The organism is Streptomyces sp. NPDC058671 (genome assembly GCF_042716475.1).
Lineage (GTDB): Bacteria > Actinomycetota > Actinomycetes > Streptomycetales > Streptomycetaceae > Streptomyces.
Window position 1 is genome coordinate 55,425 of sequence record NZ_JBHXSA010000031.1, and the last position, 19,849, is coordinate 75,273.

Genomic DNA, 19,849 nt, shown 5'->3' on the forward strand with positions numbered 1-19,849 from the left:
GAGCCGCGCTGATCAGTCCCGACGGATGACAGACATCTGTCGGAGTCGGCGCGGCGTCCCCTCCTGTGCGAGGGGTTTTTTCATTTCACGGCAGTCCGTGGCAGTAGGCAGAGACGATCGATGGAGCTTCAAGGACCATGACCGAGATCAATACGGCTGCCGAAACGGCGGCCCCGCATCGCTACACGGCGGCCATGGCCGCCGACATCGAGGCACGCTGGCAGGACTTCTGGGACGCCGAGGGCACCTACGAGGCCCCGAACCCCACCGGTGACCTGGCGGGCGACCCCGCGATCGCCGCCCGGCCCAAGAAGTTCATCATGGACATGTTCCCGTACCCCTCGGGTGCGGGCCTGCACGTCGGCCACCCGCTCGGCTACATCGCCACGGACGTCTTCGCCCGCCACGCGCGCATGACCGGCCACAACGTGCTGCACACCCTCGGTTTCGACGCCTTCGGCCTGCCGGCCGAGCAGTACGCGGTGCAGACGGGCACGCACCCGCGTGTGTCCACCGAGGCCAACATGGAGAACATGAAGGTCCAGCTGCGCCGACTGGGCCTGGGTCACGACAAGCGCCGGTCGTTCGCCACGATCGACCCGGAGTACTACAAGTGGACCCAGTGGATCTTCCTGCAGATCTTCAACTCCTGGTACGACGCCGAGGCCGGGAAGGCCCGTCCGATCGCCGAGCTGATCGAGCAGTTCGAGAACGGCACGCGTGACGTCCCGGGCACCACGCGCGCGTGGAGCGAGCTGAGCGCCGCCGAGCGGTCCGACGTCCTGGGCGAGTACCGCCTGGCGTACGCCTCCGACGCGCCCGTCAACTGGTGCCCCGGTCTGGGCACGGTCCTGGCCAACGAGGAGGTCACCGCCGACGGGCGCTCCGAGCGCGGCAACTTCCCCGTCTTCAAGTCCAAGCTGCGCCAGTGGAACATGCGGATCACCGCCTACGCGGACCGCCTGCTCGACGATCTGGACGCGCTGGACTGGCCCGAGGCCATCAAGCTGCAGCAGCGGAACTGGATCGGCCGCTCCGAGGGCGCCCGCGTCGACTTCCAGGTCGGTGACGCCGGTGCGATCACCGTCTTCACGACCCGCCAGGACACCCTGTTCGGCGCCACCTACATGGTCCTGGCGCCCGAGCACGACCTGGTCGAGAAGATCGTCCCGGCGACCTGGCCCGAGGGCACCCACGACGTGTGGACCGGCGGACACGCCACCCCGTCCGAGGCCGTCGACGCCTACCGCAAGCAGGCCGCCTCCAAGTCCGACGTGGAGCGGCAGGCCGACGCCAAGGAGAAGACCGGCGTCTTCACCGGCGCGTTCGCGACCAACCCGGTCAGCGGCGAGCAGGTCCCCGTCTTCATCGCCGACTACGTCCTGATGGGCTACGGCACCGGCGCCATCATGGCCGTCCCCGCGCACGACAGTCGCGACTTCGCCTTCGCGCGCGCCTTCGAGCTGCCGATGCGCTGTGTCGTGGAACCGGGCGACGGCCGCGGCACCGATCCGTCCGCGTGGGACGACGCCTTCGCCTCGTACGAGGCGAAGCTGGTCAACTCCGCGAACGACGACATCTCCCTGGACGGCCTGGGCGTCGTCGACGCCAAGGAGAAGATCACCGCCTGGCTGGCCGACCGCGGTATCGGCGAGGGCACCGTCAACTTCCGTCTGCGCGACTGGCTGTTCAGCCGCCAGCGGTACTGGGGCGAGCCCTTCCCGATCGTCTACGACGAGGACGGCGTCGCCCACGCGCTGCCCGAGTCGATGCTGCCGCTGGAACTGCCGGAGGTCGAGGACTACTCGCCGCGCACCTTCGACCCGGAGGACGCCGACACCCAGCCGGAGACCCCGCTGTCCCGCAACGAGGACTGGGTCTACGTCACCCTGGACCTCGGCGACGGCGCCGGCCCGCGGCGCTACCGCCGCGAGACCAACACCATGCCCAACTGGGCCGGTTCCTGCTGGTACGAGCTGCGCTATCTCGACCCCCACAACTCCGAGAAGCTGGTCGACCCGGCCGTCGAGCAGTACTGGATGGGCCCCCGCGAGGGCATGCCGACCGGTGGCGTCGACCTGTACGTCGGCGGCGCAGAGCACGCCGTGCTGCACCTGCTGTACGCGCGCTTCTGGTCCAAGATGCTCTTCGACCTGGGGCACATCTCCTCGGCCGAGCCGTTCCACAAGCTGTACAACCAGGGCATGATCCAGGCCTTCGTCTACCGGGACGCGCGCGGGATCGCCGTGCCGGCCGCCGAGGTCGAGGAGCGCGACGGCGGCTTCTGGTACCAGGGCGAGAAGGTCAGCCGCGTCCTGGGCAAGATGGGCAAGTCCCTGAAGAACGCCGTGACGCCCGACGAGATCTGCGCCGAGTTCGGCGCCGACACCCTGCGTCTGTACGAGATGGCGATGGGCCCGCTCGACGTGTCCCGTCCCTGGGACACGCGCGCCGTCGTCGGCCAGTACCGGCTGCTCCAGCGGCTCTGGCGCAACATCGTCGACGAGTCGACCGGCGAGGTCACGGTCGTCGACACCGAGGCCGACGAGGACACGCTGCGCGCCCTGCACAAGGCGATCGACGGCGTCTCGCAGGACATGGCGGCCATGCGCTTCAACACCGCCATCGCCAAGGTCACCGAGCTGAACAACCACCTGACCAAGTCCGGCGGTCCGCTCTCCCGGCCGGTCGCCGAGCAGCTGGTGCTGCTCGTCGCCCCGCTGGCCCCGCACATCGCCGAGGAGCTGTGGCGCAGGCTCGGTCACACCGACTCGGTCGTCCACCAGGACTTCCCGGTCGCCGACCCGGCGTACGTCGTCGACGAGACCGTGACCTGTGTCGTGCAGATCAAGGGCAAGGTCAAGGCCCGTCTGGAGGTCTCGCCGTCGATCACGGACGCCGAGCTCGAGACCCTGGCGCTCGGCGACCCGCACGTGGTCGCGGCGCTGGGTGGCGCGGAGATCCGCAAGGTCATCGTGCGGGCACCGAAGCTGGTCAACATCGTCGCCGACTAGTGGGACATAGGGGTTTCCCCTACGGGCAGGTTGGGGGTTCCGATGGAACCCGCAGCCTGCCCGTTCCGTTTACCTTGGAGGAACCACAACCGTGGGGACTCGACCGACGCCGGAGGGGCACACATGGATGCCGCGATTATCACGATCATGGCGCTGCTCTTCTTGTCCTTCGTGGCGCTCGGCGTCTTCGTCACCGTGAAGGCGGCCAAGGCCGCCAAGCGGGGAGTGGACCGGACCCTCGACCAGGCACGCCGCACGGTCGAGGACACCACGCTGCGGGCCAAGAGCTTCGGCCAGACCGGGGTCGCCGGTGAGCTGGCCAGACTGCGCCTGTCGCTGCGGACCTCGATGCGGGCCACCCAGGAGGCGCTGCAGGCCGGTGTCGGCCAGGACGCCTCGCTGAAGGAGTCGCTCGACCTCTTCCACCGGCTCAGCGGGCACGGGCTCGAACTGGACGACGATCTCAAACGACTTGAGCGGGAGCCCGAACGGGCGTACGTGTCCGGGCAGCTCCCCGAACTCACCGCGCGGACCGAGCGGATCACCAGCTCGGCCGACGCGCTGCGCCGGGCCGCCCGGGAGCGGGCCCTGAAGTTCGCCGAGGACGACCTGTCGTCGCTCAGCGCCCAGATCGACGTCGAGGCGGGCGCGTTGCGCCACTGGACCGACCCGGAGACCACTCGCGAGCCGGCGCAGGGGACCGCTTCCCGAGCCACTCCCGCGGATGAGGCCTGGGGGCGTCCCGCCGGGGCGGCCGGGCAGTCGGAGCAGGGCGGCCCGGGGGCCGGCAGCGAGCCGTCCGCGATCACGGCGCCCGATCCCCGCCGGACCGCCTACCCCTGGGAGAAGTCGGCCCGCCCGGAGACCACCACGTGACGGGGGGCCGGGCTGCCGAGCGGCGGCCTCGGCGGGTAACCTCCCGCTCATGTCCCGGCATGTCGCGATCGTCACCGATTCCACGGCCTACCTGCCACGCCAGACGCGGGAGCGGCACGCCATCACCACGGTCCCGCTGACCGTCGTCATCGGCGACCGTGCCCTTGAGGAAGGCACCGAGATCTCGGCCAGGGCCCTGGTCGAGGCCCTCCAGAAGAAGCGGTCCGTCACCACCTCCCGGCCGAGTCCCGAGATCTTCGCCGAGGCCTACCGCGCGGCCGCCGAAGCCGGGGCGCGGGGCGTCGTCTCGCTCCACCTCTCCGCCGAGGTCTCCGGGACCTACGACGCCGCCGTACTCGCCGCCAAGGACGCCCCCCTGCCCGTAAGGGTCGTGGACACCCGCATGATGGGCATGGCGCTGGGCTTCTGCGTGCTGACGGCGGCGCAGGTCGCGGAGGCGGGCGGCTCGCTCGACGAGGCGGTCGCGGCCGCCGAGAAGCGCGCGGAGGCCACCTCCGCCTATTTCTACGTGGACACCCTGGAGCATCTGCGCCGCGGCGGGCGCATCGGGGCGGCGCAGGCGCTGCTCGGTTCCGCGTTCGCCGTCAAGCCGCTCCTCGAACTCGACGGCGGGCGCATCCAACTCCGGGAGAAGGTGCGGACGGCCTCGAAGGCCATCGCGCGACTTGAGGAGATCGCCGTGGAGCGCGCCGGTTCCGGCGCCGTCGACATCGCGGTCCACCACCTCTCCGCACCCGAACGTGCCGCAGCCCTCGCCGACCGGCTTGAGGAGCGGGTGCCGGGCACGGTGCGCATCCAGGTCAGCGAGGTGGGTGCCGTCATCGGCGCGCACACCGGCCCCGGACTTCTCGCGGTCGTCGTCTCGCCCCGCTGAGCCGCTCTGTCCCCCGGGAGGGTGACGGGGTTTTCCACAGGCCGGAGCCCATCCACGGAACGTGCGTGAGCCCCGCACGGGTCGGCGGGGATCCCTACCGTCGGCCACATGACTCTTCGTACACGCATCGCATCGACCACTCCCGACGTCCCGCGCATGACGGGCACTCCGTCCAGCGGACCCGGCAGGGCGCGGGGTTCCGACGGGCGGAGCCGCCTCGGGGCGCGTGACGCGTCTTCCGGGCGCGCCAGGAGGCGGGCCCGGGTCCGGAGGGCCGCCCCGCTTTCCGAGGCTCTGGTACGGCGCCGGGGGGACGCACTCTTCCCGTCGGCGGCTGCCGAGCCGTCGCTGCCGGAACCACCGGGGGGCCGGGAGGCGCCGGAGGTCCCCGAGGCGCCGGAGCGCGGCTCCCCGGTCGGGACGCGGGAGCGGCTCGCGGCGGCGTTGCGCGAGCGGACCCCGGTGTGGGTGCAGACGCGGTGCGGACTCGAACCCAGGGCGCTGGCCGCGCTGACGGTGGTCCTGGTCGTGGCCGGGGGTCTCGCGGGAGGCTACTTCTGGGCGGGGCGGCCGGAGCAGGTGCGTGCGCCCGAGCTCGTCCGCGCCGTCCCCGTGGCGGCCGCGCCTGCCACGCGGGCCGGGCCGGCGCCGGGGCCCGGGGCGGCGTCCGCGTCGGCCGGGTCGAAGGTGATCGTCGACGTCGGGGGCAAGGTGCGCAGGCCCGGGGTCCTGAGCCTGCCGGCCGGCTCCCGGGTGGCCGACGCGCTGCGCGCCGCGGGCGGGGTGAAGCCGGACACGGATCTCACGGGGCTCAACCGGGCCCGCGTGCTGTTCGACGGTGAGCAGGTCCTCGTCGGCCTTCCGGGGGCATCGGCGGGCGGTCTCGGCAACGGCACCGGTACCAGCGCCGGCTCGGGTCCGGCTAGCGGAGCGGTCGGCGGCGGGCCGTCGGTGCCCCTGAGCCTCAACACGGCCACGGTGGAGCAACTCGACACCCTCCCGGGCGTGGGCCCGGTCCTGGCCAAGCACATCGTCGACCATCGCACGGAGCACGGCGGCTTCCGGTCGGTCGGGGAACTGCGCGAGGTCAACGGCATCGGCGAGCGCAGGTTCGCCGATCTCGAACCGCTGGTCCGGCCGTGAGCCGCGGCGAGACGGCGGAGGAGGAGCGGCAGGCCCCCGAGCACCCCTGGGACGAGGGACCCACGGATCTCCGGCTCGTGCCGCTCGCGGTGGCCGCCTGGGCGGCGGCGGCCTGTGCGGTGGGCGTCACCGGTTGGTGGACGGTGGCCGGTGTCGCGGTCTGTCTGGCGGGAGCCACCGTCCTGTTGACACCGGCCGCGGCCCGCTGGGTCGGTGGCGCGGGCGTCGTGCGGGGGGTGCCCGGGTGGCGGCTGCGGGCGACCGCCTGTGCGGGGGTCCTGCTGTGTGCCGCGGCCGGAGCGGCCTCGGCGGGGCTGCACGCTGCGGACCTGCGGCGGGGCCCCGTGCCGACGCTGGCGCGGGAGTACGCGCGGGCGCAGCTGGAGGTGACGGTGACGTCCGACCCGCGGCTCACCCGGCCGCGGGTCCAGGGCAGCGAGACGGTCCCGGTCTCCGTTGTCCTGGACGGTGAGGTGACCCGGGTGGAGAGGAGGGACGGCGCGGTCCACCGGACGCGGGCGCCGGTTCTGCTCCTCGTGCCGCCGGGGGAGGCTCGGGAGGAGTGGCTGCGCCTCCTGCCCTCCACGCGGCTGAGGGTCGGCGCCCGACTCGCGCCGCCGTCGCGCCCCGGCGATCCCTTCGCGGCGGTGCTCAAGGTCGACGGGGCGGGACCACCCCGGATCGTCGGCCCTCCGACAACGGTGCAGCGGACGGCGGGGGAGCTCCGGGCCGGCCTGCGGCGGGCGACCGACGGTCTCGAACCGGACGCGCGGGCCCTGCTGCCCGGCCTCGTGGTGGGGGACACCTCGCGCATCGGGCCCGAGCTGCGGGACGCCTTCCAGGCCACCGACCTCACCCACTTGCTCGCCGTCTCAGGAAGCAACCTCTCCATCGTCCTGCTCCTGCTCGTCGGCCGGCCCGGGAGGGCGCACCAGGTGGAGCGGGGCGGGCTCGCGCCCCGGCTGGGGATGTCGCTGCGGGTCACCGCGCTGGCCGGGGGAGCGCTGACGCTGGCGTTCGTGGTCGTCTGCCGGCCCGATCCGAGCGTGCTGCGTGCGGCGGCCTGTGGACTCGTGGTGCTCCTCGCGATCGGCACCGGCCGCCGGAGATCGCTGATCCCCGCGCTGGCCGCCGCGGTCCTGCTCCTCGTGCTGTACGACCCCTGGCTCGCGCGCAGTTACGGGTTCCTGCTGTCGGTCCTGGCCACCGGGGCCCTGCTCACGGTCGCCCCGCGGTGGGGCGAGGCGTTGCGGCGGCGCCGGGTGCCGGGCGGGCTGGCGGAGGCGCTGGCCGCCTGCCTGGCGGCGCAGGCGGTGTGCGCTCCGGTCGTGGTGGTGTTCGCCGCCCGGGTGAGCCTGGTCGCCATCCCGGCGAACCTCTTCGCCGAGCTCGCGGTGGCACCCGCGACGGTGCTCGGTTTCGCCGCGCTCGCCTTGGCGGCGGTCTGGGAACCGGCCGCGGAGGGCCTGGCGTGGGTGGCGGGATGGCCGGCCGGGTGGATCGCCTGGGTGGCGCGTACCGGTGCGGCTCTGCCGGGGGCGGAGCTGAGCTGGCCCGGCGGGTGGTGGGGCGGCCTCGCCCTCGCGCTGCTCACCGCCCTGGTGGTGCTCGGGATGCGCAGGTTGTCATACCGGGGGCCGGTCAGCGTGCTCGTCACCGTGGTGCTCCTGCTCGTGGTGGTGCGGCCGGTGCCGCTCGTCCGGTGGGTCACCGGATGGCCGCCGCCGGACTGGGTGTTCGCGATGTGTCAGGTGGGGCAGGGTGATGCGACGGTGCTCGCGGCGGGCGGGGACACGGCCGTCGTGGTGGACGCGGGCCCGGACCCCGTGTCCGTGGACCGCTGCCTGCGCGAACTGGGTGTGCGGCGGGTGCCGTTGCTGGTGCTGACGCACTTCCACGCCGACCATGTGGCCGGCCTCCCGGGAGTGTTGCGGGGGCGGTCGGTGGGGGCCATCCAGACGACGGGGCTCGAAGAGCCGCCCGCCCAGGCCCGGTTCGTGCGGCGGACGGCGACGGCCGCGCGGGTGCCGCTGATCCGGGCGGGGCCGGGGGAGCGGCGGAGGGTGGGGGTGCTGGAATGGCGCGTGCTCTGGCCCGTCGCGCAGGCAGGGGTGACGTCGGCCGGGCCGAACGACGCCAGTGTCACGCTGCTCGTCCGGACCGCCGGCGGGGTGACCCTGCTGCTGCTCGGCGACCTGGAGCCGCCGGCCCAGCGGGCCCTGCTGCTGGCCCACCCGGATCTCGGGCCGGTGGACGTCCTGAAGGTGGCCCACCACGGATCGGCCCACCAGGATCCGGGGCTGATACGGGCCGTACGGCCCCGGCTCGCACTGGTGTCGACGGGGCGCGACAACCCGTACGGGCATCCCTCGCCCAGGACGGTGGAGTCGTTGCGGGCCGGCGGGGCGAAGGTGCTGAGGACCGACCGGGACGGGGCGATCGCGGTGGCGGGGACGGGGCGCGGGCTGATGGCCGTACCGGGAGGAGGGTGAGGACGAGGGGCACGGTCGGCGGGTCACGGGGCTTCCAGCCAGCCGTCGTACTCGGCGGCCAGTCCGTCGAGTGCCGTCGGGTCCAGGCGGCCCTCCGGGTCCTCGACGACCACCAGCCACTGGGCGTCCTCGGCGTCGTCCTCCCCGGCCAGGGCGTCCCGGAGGAGCAGCGGTTCCTCGGCCACGCCGAAACGGTCGGGGAGCTCCCCGACGACCTCCTCGGCGGAGTCGCGGTCGGGGAGTACCAGTACGTGTCGTTCACTCACCCCGCCATTCTCGGGCATCGCTGTCAGTGACCCGTGGGATGCTGGAGCGCGATGGCCACCAGAAAGACTTCACCCGACGACCTCCTCGGTCCCGTGACGCTCGCCGTGGGGCAGGAGGACCTGCTCCTCGACCGCGTCGTCCAGGAGGTGGTGGCGGCCGCCCGCGCCGCCGACGCCGACACGGACGTGCGCGACCTCACGCCCGACCAGCTCCAGCCCGGCTCGCTGGCGGAGCTCACCAGCCCCTCGCTCTTCGCCGAGCGCAAGGTGCTGGTCGTGCGGAACGCCCACGACCTCTCCGCCGACACGATCAAGGACGTCAAGGCCTACCTCGGCGATCCGATCGAGGACATCTCGCTCGTCCTGCTCCACGCGGGCGGCGTCAAGGGCAAGGGTCTGCTCGACGCGGCGCGCAAGGCGGGGGCGCGGGAGGTGGCCTGCCCGAAGACCACGAAGCCGGCGGAGCGGCTGACGCTCGTACGGCAGGAGTTCCGCACCCTCGGCCGCGCGGCCACTCCGGAGGCCTGCCAGGCGCTCGTCGACTCGATCGGCAGTGATCTGCGGGAACTCGCGTCCGCGGTCGCGCAGCTCACGTCCGATGTGGACGGGACCATCGACGAGGCCGTCGTCGGGCGGTACTACACGGGCCGCGCCGAGGCCTCCTCCTTCAACATCGCGGACCGCGCGGTCGAGGGGCGGGCGGCGGAGGCGCTGGAGGCCCTGCGCTGGTCGCTCTCGACCGGGGTGGCGCCGGTGCTCGTCACCAGCGCGCTCGCGCAGGGTGTCCGGGCGATCGGCAAGCTGTCGTCGGCGCGGGGGGGCCGGCCCGCCGACCTCGCGCGGGAGCTGGGCATGCCGCCCTGGAAGATCGACCGTGTCCGGCAGCAGATGCGGGGCTGGACCCCGGACGGGGTGGCGCTGGCGCTGCGGGCGATCGCGGCGGCGGACGCGGGGGTGAAGGGCGGCGGGGACGACCCGGAGTACGCCCTGGAGAAGGCGGTGGTCGCGGTGGCGCGGGCGGCGAGGATGCGGCGCGGGGAGTAGGACGGCCTCCCGCCGGAGGCGGCGGCCTGCGATGACGCCTGGCCGCGGCGGCCTGCGTTGACGCCTGCCTGCGGCGGCCTGCGATGACGCCTGCCCGCGACTGCATGCCATGACGCCCGCCTGCGACTACCTGCCTGGACGGCTGGCCTCGACCGCGCGACGACGCCCGGCCGCGACCGGCCTCGACCGCTCCCCACAGCCTTAAGCCGCCCCCCACCCCCCATACGCCGAAGGCCCCGGCGGCTCCTGGGGAAGGAGGCGGCGGGGCCTTCGACGTACAAGCTGGGTGGGCTCGCACCCGCGTGGCGAACGCGTCCGCGTGCGAGTCCTGGGTGGCCGGGCGGGAGCGGGAGAGAGGGCCCGCTGAGTCCCGTACGGCCGTCACATCAGAGCTCAGCCCTGGAGAGCGGCAACCTTGATCGCCAGCGCCGACTTCTTGTTGGCGGCGGCGTTCTTGTGGATGACACCCTTCGAGACAGCCTTGTCGAGCTGACGCGAGGCGGCACGAGCGGCAACGGTGGCCTTCTCGAAGTCGCCGGCGGCGACAGCCTCACGGGCCTTGCGGATCGCGGTCTTGAGCGACGACTTGACGGCCTTGTTGCGCAGGCGCGCCTTCTCGTTGGTCTTGTTCCGCTTGATCTGGGACTTGATGTTCGCCACGAAAGAGCCTTTACAGGTTCGGTGTTCCTTCTGGATGCGCCTCGCGGGCTGAGAGGGCACACGAGACACAGCTGTCCACAGTATCAGCCGCTCTGGGGCCCGCCCAAACCGGGCGCAGGGCGGCGGGCATGGGACCATGGAGCCTACGTATCGATCCGACATCGCCCCGAGACGAGACCCTGCGTGCCCGCGACTCCTCCCCACGTGCCCGAGCCGAGCCGTACCGCCCCGGCTCTGATCCGCAACTTCTGCATCATCGCGCACATCGACCACGGCAAGTCCACGCTCGCCGACCGGATGCTCCAGCTGACCGGTGTGGTCGACCAGCGGCAGATGCGTGCCCAGTACCTCGACCGCATGGACATCGAGCGGGAGCGGGGCATCACGATCAAGTCCCAGGCGGTCCGGCTGCCGTGGGCGCCGACCGAGGGACCGGCTCAGGGCGAGACGCACATCCTGAACATGATCGACACCCCCGGCCACGTCGACTTCACGTACGAGGTCTCGCGGTCGCTGGCGGCCTGTGAGGGCACGATCCTGCTGGTCGACGCGGCGCAGGGCATCGAGGCGCAGACGCTGGCGAACCTCTACCTGGCGATGGAGAACGACCTCACCATCGTCCCGGTCCTCAACAAGATCGACCTGCCGGCCGCCCAGCCGGAGAAGTTCTCCGAGGAGCTCGCCAACCTCATCGGCTGCCAGCCGGAGGACGTCCTCAAGGTCTCCGCGAAGACCGGCATGGGCGTCGAGGCGCTGCTCGACCGGGTGGTCCGGGACGTTCCGGCGCCGGTCGGTGTCGCCGACGCCCCGCCCCGCGCGATGATCTTCGACTCCGTGTACGACTCGTACCGGGGCGTGGTGACGTACGTACGAGTGATCGACGGCCAGCTCAACAAGCGTGAGCGCATCAAGATGATGTCGACCGGCGCCACCCACGAGCTCCTGGAGATCGGTGTCTCGTCCCCGGAGATGACGCCGTCCGACGGTCTCGGCGTCGGCGAGGTGGGCTACCTCATCACCGGTGTGAAGGACGTCCGCCAGTCCAAGGTCGGTGACACGATCACCTCCCTGCACAAGGGCGCCACCGAGGCCCTCGGCGGTTACAAGGACCCGAAGCCGATGGTGTTCTCGGGCCTCTACCCGCTGGACGGCTCGGAGTACCCGGACCTCCGCGAGGCCCTCGACAAGCTCCAGCTCAACGACGCCGCGCTCGTGTACGAGCCGGAGACCTCCGCCGCGCTCGGCTTCGGCTTCCGCGTCGGCTTCCTCGGCCTGCTCCACCTGGACGTGATCCGCGAGCGCCTGGAGCGCGAGTTCGGTCTCGACCTGATCGCCACCGCCCCCAACGTGGTCTACCGCGTGGTCATGGAGGATGGCAGCGAGCACACGGTCACCAACCCGAGCGAGTTCCCCGAGGGCAAGATCAACGACGTGTACGAGCCCGTCGTACGCGCCACGATCCTCGCCCCCAGCGAGTTCATCGGGGCGATCATGGAGCTGTGCCAGACCCGTCGCGGCACGCTGCTCGGCATGGACTACCTCTCCGAGGACCGGGTCGAGATCCGCTACACCCTGCCCCTCGCGGAGATCGTCTTCGACTTCTTCGACCAGCTGAAGTCCAAGACGCGGGGGTACGCCTCCCTGGACTACGAGCCCACCGGCGAGCAGGCCTCCAGCCTCGTCAAGGTCGACATCCTGCTGCACGGCGACAAGGTCGACGCGTTCTCCGCCGTCACCCATAAGGACGCCGCGTACGCCTACGGTGTGCGGCTCGTCGCGAAGCTGCGCGAGCTCATCCCGAGGCAGGCCTTCGAGGTGCCGATCCAGGCCGCGATCGGCTCCCGGGTCATCGCCCGCGAGACGATCCGCGCCATCCGCAAGGACGTCCTCGCCAAGTGCTACGGCGGTGACATCTCCCGTAAGCGGAAGCTGCTCGAGAAGCAGAAGGAAGGCAAGAAGCGCATGAAGATGGTCGGTTCGGTGGAGGTGCCCCAGGAGGCCTTCATCGCCGTGCTGTCGAGCGACGAGTCCTCCAGCAAGAAGAAGTAGCCGGAGGGCGTCGGACGAAGAGGGAAAGCGGGCCGGGGCTGCGGGGGAGCCGAAAGTACCTGTCCTGTGCAATGAACGGGCCTACGTGCGGATGCGCGTGGGCCCGTTCGTTATGAAGCGACGCCCTGTAGACCCTTACGCGCCGGTCCTCGGCGCCTTACTCTGATCCCGGCTCGAAGGTTACTCGCCAGTTAGTTACGAACCACCAGCAGGCACCGCCGCCGCCCGGAGGACGTCGTGAGCGACACACAGACCCAGATCGAGAACCGGCCGCCCTCCGTGGCGACCCTCTTCCTTGAGCGCGTCGAGCGGACTCCGGACGCGGAGGCCTACCGCTATCCGGTGCCCGCCGCCTCCGGCCCGGACGACTGGAAGTCGCTCAGCTGGGGTCAGGCCGCCGAGCGGGTCTACGCGATCGCCGCCGGCCTCGTCGACCTCGGCGTGCAGTCCGAGGAGCGGGTCGCCCTCGCCTCCTCCACCCGCGTCGAGTGGATCCTCGCCGACCTCGGCGTGATGTGCGCGGGCGCCGCGACCACCACGGTCTACCCGCAGACCAACGCCGAGGAGTCGGCGTTCATCCTCTCCGACTCCGAGTCGAAGGTCCTCATCGCCGAGGACGCGGCGCAGCTCGCCAAGGCCGTGGAGCGCCGCGCCGACCTGCCGAACCTCCACCACGTGATCGTCATCGACGCCACGGGCGTGGAGAGCGACGGCCAGTGGGTCCTCTCCCTGGCCGAGCTCGAGGCGCGCGGCCGGGCGTACCTGGAGAAGCACCCGGAGGCCGTCAAGGAGCGGGTCGCGGCGATCACCCCCACCCAGCTCGCGACCCTCATCTACACCTCCGGCACCACGGGCCGCCCGAAGGGCGTGCGTCTTCCGCACGACAACTGGTCGTACATGGCGAAGGCCATCGCCGCCACCGGTCTCGTCACGCAGGACGACGTCCAGTACCTGTGGCTGCCGCTCGCGCACGTCTTCGGCAAGGTCCTCACCTCCGGCCAGATCGAGGTCGGACATGTCACGGCCGTCGACGGCCGCGTCGACAAGATCATCGAGAACCTGCCCGTGGTCCAGCCCACCTACATGGCCGCCGTGCCCCGCATCTTCGAGAAGGTCTACAACGGCGTCGCCGCGAAGGCCCGCGCCGCCGGTGGAGCCAAGTACAAGATCTTCCAGTGGGCGGCCGGCGTCTCCCGCGACTACGCCAAGGCCGGCCAGGACAACTTCCGCCGCACCGGGACCGCCTCCGTGCCCTTCGGCCTCACCGCCAAGCACAAGATCGCCGACGCCCTCGTCTACTCCAAGATCCGTGACGCCTTCGGCGGCAACCTGCGCGCGTGCATCTCCGGATCCGCCGCGCTCGCCCCCGAGATCGGTTACTTCTTCGCCGGCGCCGGCATCCACATCCTGGAGGGCTACGGGCTCACCGAGTCCTCCGCCGCCTCCTTCGTCAACCCGGGCGAGGCCTACCGCACCGGCACCGTCGGCAAGCCGCTCCCCGGCACCGAGGTCCGCATCGCCGACGACGGCGAGATCCTGCTGCGCGGCCCCGGCATCATGGAGGGCTACCACGGCCTGCCCGAGAAGACGGCCGAGGTCCTGGAGTCCGACGGCTGGTTCCACACCGGTGACATCGGCGAGCTGTCCGCCGACGGCTACCTCCGGATCACCGACCGCAAGAAGGACCTGATCAAGACCTCCGGCGGCAAGTACATCGCGCCGGCCGAGGTCGAGGGCCAGTTCAAGGCCGTCTGCCCGTTCGTTTCCAACATCCTCGTCCACGGCGCCGACCGGAACTTCTGCACCGCGCTGATCGCCCTCGACGAGCCCACCCTCCTCGGCTGGGCCGCCGATCACGACCTCGCGGGCAGGTCGTACGCCGAGGTCGTCGCCGCCCCGCAGACGGTGGCCATGATCCAGGGCTACGTCGACCGCCTCAACGAGGGCCTCCAGCGCTGGCAGACGATCAAGAAGTTCCGGCTGCTGCCCCGGGACCTCGACATCGAGCACGGCGAGCTGACCCCGTCGCTGAAGCTGAAGCGGCCGGTGGTGGAGCGCGAGTACAAGGACCTCATCGAGGAGATGTACGCGGGCTCCCGGGAGTCCTGACCGCCGCGCACGGCGCTTTTCCCCCGGCCGTCGTCCACAGGCCGGACGTCCACCTCGGGCAGTACGGGACAATGGGGCTCATGCCTTCCGTACTGCCCGATGGTGAGACCGTGCCCGAGACCGGGGCGCTGCCCGCGCACGCCCTGGAAGGGGCGGCCGAGCGGCCCCTCGGGTTCTACCTGCACGTGCCGTACTGCGCCACGCGGTGCGGCTACTGCGACTTCAACACGTACACGGCGAGCGAGCTGCGCGGCACCGGGGGCGTGCTCGCCTCCCGGGACAACTACGCCGACCAGGTCGCCGAGGAGATCCGGCTCGCCCGGAAGGTACTCGGCGACGACCCCCGGCCGGTGCGGACCGTGTTCGTCGGCGGGGGCACGCCGACGCTGCTCGCCGCCGGTGATCTCGTACGGATGCTGGGAGCCGTCCGCGACGAGTTCGGGCTCGCGGACGACGCCGAGGTGACGACCGAGGCGAATCCGGAGTCCGTGACCCCCGCGTACCTCGCGGAACTGCGGGAAGGCGGCTTCAACCGCATCTCCTTCGGGATGCAGAGCGCCCGGCAGCACGTCCTGAGGATCCTCGACCGGACGCACACGCCCGGGCGCCCCGAGGCGTGCGTCGCCGAGGCACGGGCCGCCGGGTTCGAGCACGTGAACCTGGATCTGATCTACGGCACGCCGGGGGAGTCCGACGACGACTGGCGGGCCTCGCTCGACGCGGCGATCGGCGCCGGCCCGGACCACGTCAGCGCGTACGCCCTGATCGTCGAGGAGGGGACGCAGCTCGCCCGCCGGATCCGGCGCGGCGAGGTGCCGATGACCGACGACGACGTGCACGCCGACCGGTACCTGATCGCGGACTCCGTTCTCGCCGAGGCCGGATTCGAGTGGTACGAGGTGTCCAACTGGGCCACCTCCGAGGCCGGGCGCTGCCTCCACAACGAGTTGTACTGGCGGGGCGCGGACTGGTGGGGCGCGGGCCCCGGCGCGCACAGCCACGTGGGCGGGGTGCGCTGGTGGAACGTGAAGCACCCGGGCGCGTACGCGGCGGCGCTGGCCGGCGGGAAGTCGCCGGGCGCGGGGCGTGAGCTGCTGTCGGACGAGGACCGGCGGGTGGAGCGGGTGCTGCTCGAACTGCGGCTGCGGGAGGGGGTCGAGTTGTCACTGCTGCGGCCTGCCGGGCTTGCCGCAGCCGCGCGGGCGCTGGCGGACGGGCTTCTCGACGCGGGGCCCTACGGCGAGGGGCGGGCCGTGCTGACCCTGCGGGGCCGGCTGCTCGCCGACGCGGTGGTCCGGGACCTGGTGGACTGAGGTCAGGCGCGGGGCGAACGCCCGCGCCGAGGGCGCGGGGCGCCCCCGGCGGCGGTCGTCTACGGCGCCGTCACGAAGTCGATCAGTTCTTCCACTCGGCCCAGGAGCTCCGGTTCCAGGTCCTTGTACGAGGTGACTCTCGACAGGATGTGCTGCCAGGCCGCGCCCGTGTTGTCGTGCGGCCAGCCGAGGGCCCGGCAGACGCCCGTCTTCCAGTCCTGGCCTCGGGGGACCGTCGGCCAGGCCGGGATGCCCAGGGAGGAGGGCTTCACCGCCTCCCAGACGTCGATGTACGGGTGGCCCACGACCAGGACGTCCGGGGAGGTCACCCGGGCCGCGATGCGGGACTCCTTCGAGCCCGGGACCAGGTGGTCCACCAGGACCCCCAGGCGCGCGTCCGGCGCCGGGGCGAAGTCCGCCACGATCGACGGCAGGTCGTCGACGCCCTCCAGGTACTCCACGACCACGCCCTCGATCCGCAGGTCGTCGCCCCAGACCCGCTCCACGAGCTCGGCGTCGTGCCGGCCCTCCACATAGATCCGGCCCGCCCGCGCAACACGCGCGCGTGCGCCCGGTACGGCGACCGAGCCCGAAGCCGTACGGGCGGGGCGGGCGGGAGCGGCGACCGGTCGCACCAGGGTCACCACCCGGCCCTCCAGGAGGAAACCGCGCGGGTCCATCGGGAAGACCCGGTGCTTGCCGAAGCGGTCCTCCAGGGTCACGGTGCCCGCCTCGCAGCGGATCACCGCCCCGCAGAAGCCCGTCGTGACCTCCTCGACGACGAGGTCACGCTCGGCCGGAACCTCCGGGACGGGCTTCGGCTTCTTCCAGGACGGCGTCAGATCCGGGTTGTAGCTGCGCATTGCGGTGACGTTAGGCGACGTGGAAGCGGTGTGCCAGTTCATCGCGCTGGGCCCGCACGAACGTGGCGTCCACCAGCGCCCCGTGCCCCGGTACGTACACCGCCTCCTCGCCGCCGAGCCGCAGCAGCCGGTCCAGGGCGTCCGGCCAGCGGGAGGGGATCGCGTCCGGGCCCGCCTGCGGCTCGCCGGACTCCTCCACCAGGTCGCCGCAGAAGACCACCTCCGGGCCGCCCGGCACCAGGAGCACCAGGTCGTGGCCCGTGTGGCCGGGGCCGACGTTCGCCAGGAGGACCTGCCGGCCCCCCAGGTCCAGCGTCCACTCGCCGGAGACCACGTGCCGCGGCGCCACCAGCACGTCCACGGCCTCCGCGGCCGCCGCCGGGTCGAGCCCGTGCCGTACCGCGTCACCGCGCAGCGCCTCCTGAGCCCTTGCCCCGCCGAGCAGCGCGTCGGAGCCGACCGCGCCGAAGACCTCCGCGCCCGAGAAGGCCGCGGTGCCCAGCACATGGTCGAAATGGGGGTGGCTCAGTGCGATGTGCGTCACTCTCCGGTCGTTCGTCAGCTCAGCGATCTGCGTCCGCAGCTCGGCGCCCTCCGCGAGCGAGGAGCCCGTGTCGTACAGCAGCACCGCCCGTTCGCCCAGTACCAGTCCGACCGTGGCGTCCCATCCAGGCAGCCGCCGCCGGCCCACCCCGTCCGCGAGCCGCTCCCACCCGTACGCTTCCCAATCCACGTCCATACGGCGACGCTAGCCGGTGGGGCCCCGCCGCCTTGCCAGGAGCGACGCCCGCCGCCGTACACTGGCCGGGGAATCGCTGGCACTCGAACAGGGTGAGTGCCAAAAGCGGAGCAACCGTAACGACGTCGACAGCTGGAGGTGCGCCACGATGCTCAGCGAACGCAGGCTCGAGGTCCTGCGCGCCATCGTCCAGGACTACGTGGGGACGGAGGAGCCCGTCGGCTCCAAGGCGCTCACCGAGCGCCACAAGCTCGGCGTCTCGCCCGCCACCGTGCGCAACGACATGGCCGTGCTGGAGGAGGAGGGCTTCATCGCCCAGCCCCACACCAGCGCCGGCCGGATCCCGACCGACAAGGGCTACCGGCTCTTCGTCGACCGGCTCGCCGGCGTCAAGCCGCTGTCGACGCCGGAGCGCCGGGCCATCCACAACTTCCTCGACGGCGCGGTGGACCTGGACGACGTCGTCGGCCGCACGGTCCGGCTGCTCGCGCAGCTGACCCGTCAGGTCGCCGTCGTCCAGTACCCCTCGCTGACCCGTTCGACCGTCCGGCACGTGGAGCTGCTCTCGCTGGCCCCCGCCCGCCTGATGCTGGTGCTCATCACGGACACCGGCCGCGTCGAGCAGCGTCTCATCGACTGCCCCGCGCCCTTCGGCGAGTCCTCACTCGCCGATCTGCGGGCCCGGCTCAACAGCCGGGTCGTCGGCCGGCGGTTCGCCGACGTGCCGCAGCTGGTGCAGGACCTCCCCGAGTCCTTCGAGGAGGTCGAGGACCGCGCCACGGTCTCGACCGTGCTCGCGACCCTCCTCGAATCCCTGGTCGAGGAGCACGAGGAGCGGCTGATGATCGGCGGCACCGCCAATCTCACCCGCTTCGGACACGACTTCCCCCTGATGATCAGGCCCGTCCTTGAGGCTCTGGAGGAGCAGGTCGTGCTCCTCAAGCTGCTCGGCGAGGCCAAGGAATCGGGCATGACCGTACGCATCGGGCACGAGAACGCCCACGAGGGGCTGAGCTCCACGTCCGTCGTCTCGGTCGGCTACGGTTCGGGCGGCGAGGCAGTCGCCAAACTCGGCGTGGTCGGACCGACCCGCATGGACTACCCCGGAACGATGGGAGCGGTACGCGCAGTGGCACGTTACGTCGGACAGATCCTGGCGGAGTCGTAAGTGGCCACGGACTACTACGCCGTACTCGGCGTGCGCCGCGACGCTTCCCAGGACGAGATCAAGAAGGCGTTCCGGAGGCTCGCCCGCGAGCTGCACCCGGACGTCAATCCCGATCCCAAGACGCAGGAACGCTTCAAGGAGATCAACGCCGCCTACGAGGTCCTCTCGGACCCGCAGAAGAAGCAGGTCTACGACCTGGGCGGCGACCCCCTCTCGGCCTCGGGCGGAGGCGGCGCGGGCGGCTTCGGGGCGGGTGGCTTCGGCAACTTCTCCGACATCATGGACGCCTTCTTCGGTACGGCGTCGCAGCGCGGCCCGCGCTCGCGGACCCGCCGCGGCCAGGACGCCATGATCCGGCTGGAGATCGACCTCAACGAGGCCGCCTTCGGCACCACCAAGGACATCCAGGTCGACACGGCGGTCGTCTGCACGACCTGCTCGGGCGAGGGTGCCGCGCCCGGCACCTCCGCGCAGACCTGCGACATGTGCCGCGGTCGCGGCGAGGTGTCCCAGGTCACCCGGTCCTTCCTGGGCCAGGTCATGACCTCCCGGCCCTGCCCCCAGTGCCAGGGCTTCGGCACGGTCGTGCCGACGCCGTGCCCGGAGTGCGCGGGCGACGGCCGGGTGCGGTCCCGTCGGACGCTCACGGTCAAGATCCCGGCCGGTGTCGACAACGGCACCCGGATCCAGCTCGCGGGCGAGGGCGAGGTCGGCCCCGGCGGCGGCCCCGCCGGCGACCTGTACGTGGAGATCCACGAGACCCCGCACGACACCTTCCAGCGGCGCGGCGACGACCTGCACTGCACGGTCACGATCCCGATGACCGCGGGCGCGCTCGGTACCAAGGTGCCGCTGCAGACCCTCGACGGCGTCGAGGAGATCGACATCCGGCCGGGCACCCAGTCCGGCCAGTCGATCCCGCTGCACGGCCGCGGCGTCACGCATCTGCGCGGCAACGGCCGGGGCGACCTGATCGTGCACGTCGAGGTGCAGACCCCCGGCAAGCTCGACGCCGAGCAGGAACGGCTCCTGCGCGAACTGGCCAAGCTGCGCGGCGAGGAACGGCCCACCGGCCAGTTCCAGCCGGGGCAGCAGGGCTTGTTCTCGCGGCTGAAGGACGCGTTCAACGGGCGGGTCTGATCGGTACGGAAGGGGGGGGGCCCCCCCGCCCGGGGGCGGCCCCCCACCCCGCCCCCCCCCCCGCACGCCCCCCCCCCC

The 19,849-nt window shown here is 72.1% G+C and carries 15 protein-coding genes; 11 read left to right on the forward strand and 4 right to left on the reverse strand.

Annotated elements, in window-relative coordinates; all coding sequences use genetic code 11:
- The first annotated feature begins 137 nt into the window (after positions 1-137).
- The 5 genes from leuS to ACFWV2_RS29670 all read left to right on the forward strand — a co-directional run bounded on the left by leuS (position 138) and on the right by ACFWV2_RS29670 (position 8,420).
- Complete coding sequence (gene leuS, locus ACFWV2_RS29650; RefSeq protein ID WP_384409561.1) at positions 138-3,014, forward strand: leucine--tRNA ligase; 2,877 nt, start codon at positions 138-140, stop codon at positions 3,012-3,014.
- 123 nt (positions 3,015-3,137) lie between these two features.
- Positions 3,138-3,890, forward strand: a complete 753-nt coding sequence (locus ACFWV2_RS29655) for a hypothetical protein (RefSeq protein ID WP_384409563.1) — start codon at positions 3,138-3,140, stop codon at positions 3,888-3,890.
- Positions 3,891-3,939: 49 nt separating this feature from the next.
- A complete protein-coding gene (locus ACFWV2_RS29660) occupies positions 3,940-4,785 on the forward strand; it encodes a DegV family protein (protein WP_384409565.1) in 846 nt (281 codons plus the stop codon).
- A gap of 108 nt (positions 4,786-4,893) precedes the next feature.
- Positions 4,894-5,928: a helix-hairpin-helix domain-containing protein gene (locus ACFWV2_RS29665; RefSeq protein WP_384409567.1), complete on the forward strand. Its 1,035-nt coding sequence runs from the start codon at positions 4,894-4,896 to the stop codon at positions 5,926-5,928.
- The gene (locus ACFWV2_RS29670; protein WP_384409569.1) at positions 5,925-8,420 is read left to right on the forward strand and encodes a ComEC/Rec2 family competence protein; all 2,496 of its coding nucleotides are present in this window, start codon (positions 5,925-5,927) and stop codon (positions 8,418-8,420) included. Before ACFWV2_RS29665 ends, ACFWV2_RS29670 begins: the two co-directional genes overlap by 4 nt.
- 23 nt (positions 8,421-8,443) lie before the next feature.
- Here ACFWV2_RS29670 and ACFWV2_RS29675 read toward each other — a convergent pair whose 3' ends face one another.
- Complete coding sequence (locus ACFWV2_RS29675; RefSeq protein WP_384409571.1) at positions 8,444-8,704, reverse strand: hypothetical protein; 261 nt, start codon at positions 8,702-8,704, stop codon at positions 8,444-8,446.
- Positions 8,705-8,737: 33 nt separating this feature from the next.
- Between ACFWV2_RS29675 and holA the strand changes: the two genes are divergently transcribed.
- Entirely contained in the window at positions 8,738-9,730 is a 993-nt protein-coding gene (holA, locus tag ACFWV2_RS29680) for a DNA polymerase III subunit delta (RefSeq protein WP_384409573.1), read from the forward strand.
- A gap of 393 nt (positions 9,731-10,123) precedes the next feature.
- Here the strand turns inward: holA and rpsT are convergent, their stop codons facing one another.
- Positions 10,124-10,390: a 30S ribosomal protein S20 gene (gene rpsT, locus ACFWV2_RS29685; protein WP_384409575.1), complete on the reverse strand. Its 267-nt coding sequence runs from the start codon at positions 10,388-10,390 to the stop codon at positions 10,124-10,126.
- Positions 10,391-10,573: 183 nt separating this feature from the next.
- Here rpsT and lepA point away from each other — a divergent pair, with 183 nt between their 5' ends.
- The 3 genes from lepA (at position 10,574) to hemW (ending at position 15,861) form a co-directional block, all read left to right on the forward strand.
- Positions 10,574-12,439, forward strand: a complete 1,866-nt coding sequence (gene lepA, locus ACFWV2_RS29690) for a translation elongation factor 4 (protein ID WP_360784188.1) — start codon at positions 10,574-10,576, stop codon at positions 12,437-12,439.
- Positions 12,440-12,676: 237 nt separating this feature from the next.
- On the forward strand, positions 12,677-14,548 hold the full coding sequence (locus tag ACFWV2_RS29695; protein ID WP_360784185.1) for a long-chain fatty acid--CoA ligase: 1,872 nt from the start codon (positions 12,677-12,679) through the stop codon (positions 14,546-14,548).
- 80 nt (positions 14,549-14,628) lie between these two features.
- Entirely contained in the window at positions 14,629-15,861 is a 1,233-nt protein-coding gene (hemW, locus tag ACFWV2_RS29700; RefSeq protein WP_384409578.1) for a radical SAM family heme chaperone HemW, read from the forward strand.
- A 59-nt stretch (positions 15,862-15,920) separates the two neighbouring features.
- Here hemW and ACFWV2_RS29705 read toward each other — a convergent pair whose 3' ends face one another.
- A complete protein-coding gene (locus ACFWV2_RS29705) occupies positions 15,921-16,724 on the reverse strand; it encodes a DUF3097 domain-containing protein (RefSeq protein ID WP_384409580.1) in 804 nt (267 codons plus the stop codon).
- Between the two features lie 10 nt (positions 16,725-16,734).
- On the reverse strand, positions 16,735-17,463 hold the full coding sequence (locus tag ACFWV2_RS29710) for an MBL fold metallo-hydrolase (RefSeq protein WP_384409582.1): 729 nt from the start codon (positions 17,461-17,463) through the stop codon (positions 16,735-16,737).
- 148 nt (positions 17,464-17,611) lie between these two features.
- Here ACFWV2_RS29710 and hrcA point away from each other — a divergent pair, with 148 nt between their 5' ends.
- Positions 17,612-18,631: a heat-inducible transcriptional repressor HrcA gene (gene hrcA, locus ACFWV2_RS29715; RefSeq protein ID WP_360784174.1), complete on the forward strand. Its 1,020-nt coding sequence runs from the start codon at positions 17,612-17,614 to the stop codon at positions 18,629-18,631.
- Positions 18,632-19,771: a molecular chaperone DnaJ gene (gene dnaJ, locus ACFWV2_RS29720; RefSeq protein WP_360784171.1), complete on the forward strand. Its 1,140-nt coding sequence runs from the start codon at positions 18,632-18,634 to the stop codon at positions 19,769-19,771.
- Positions 19,772-19,849 lie beyond the last annotated feature (78 nt).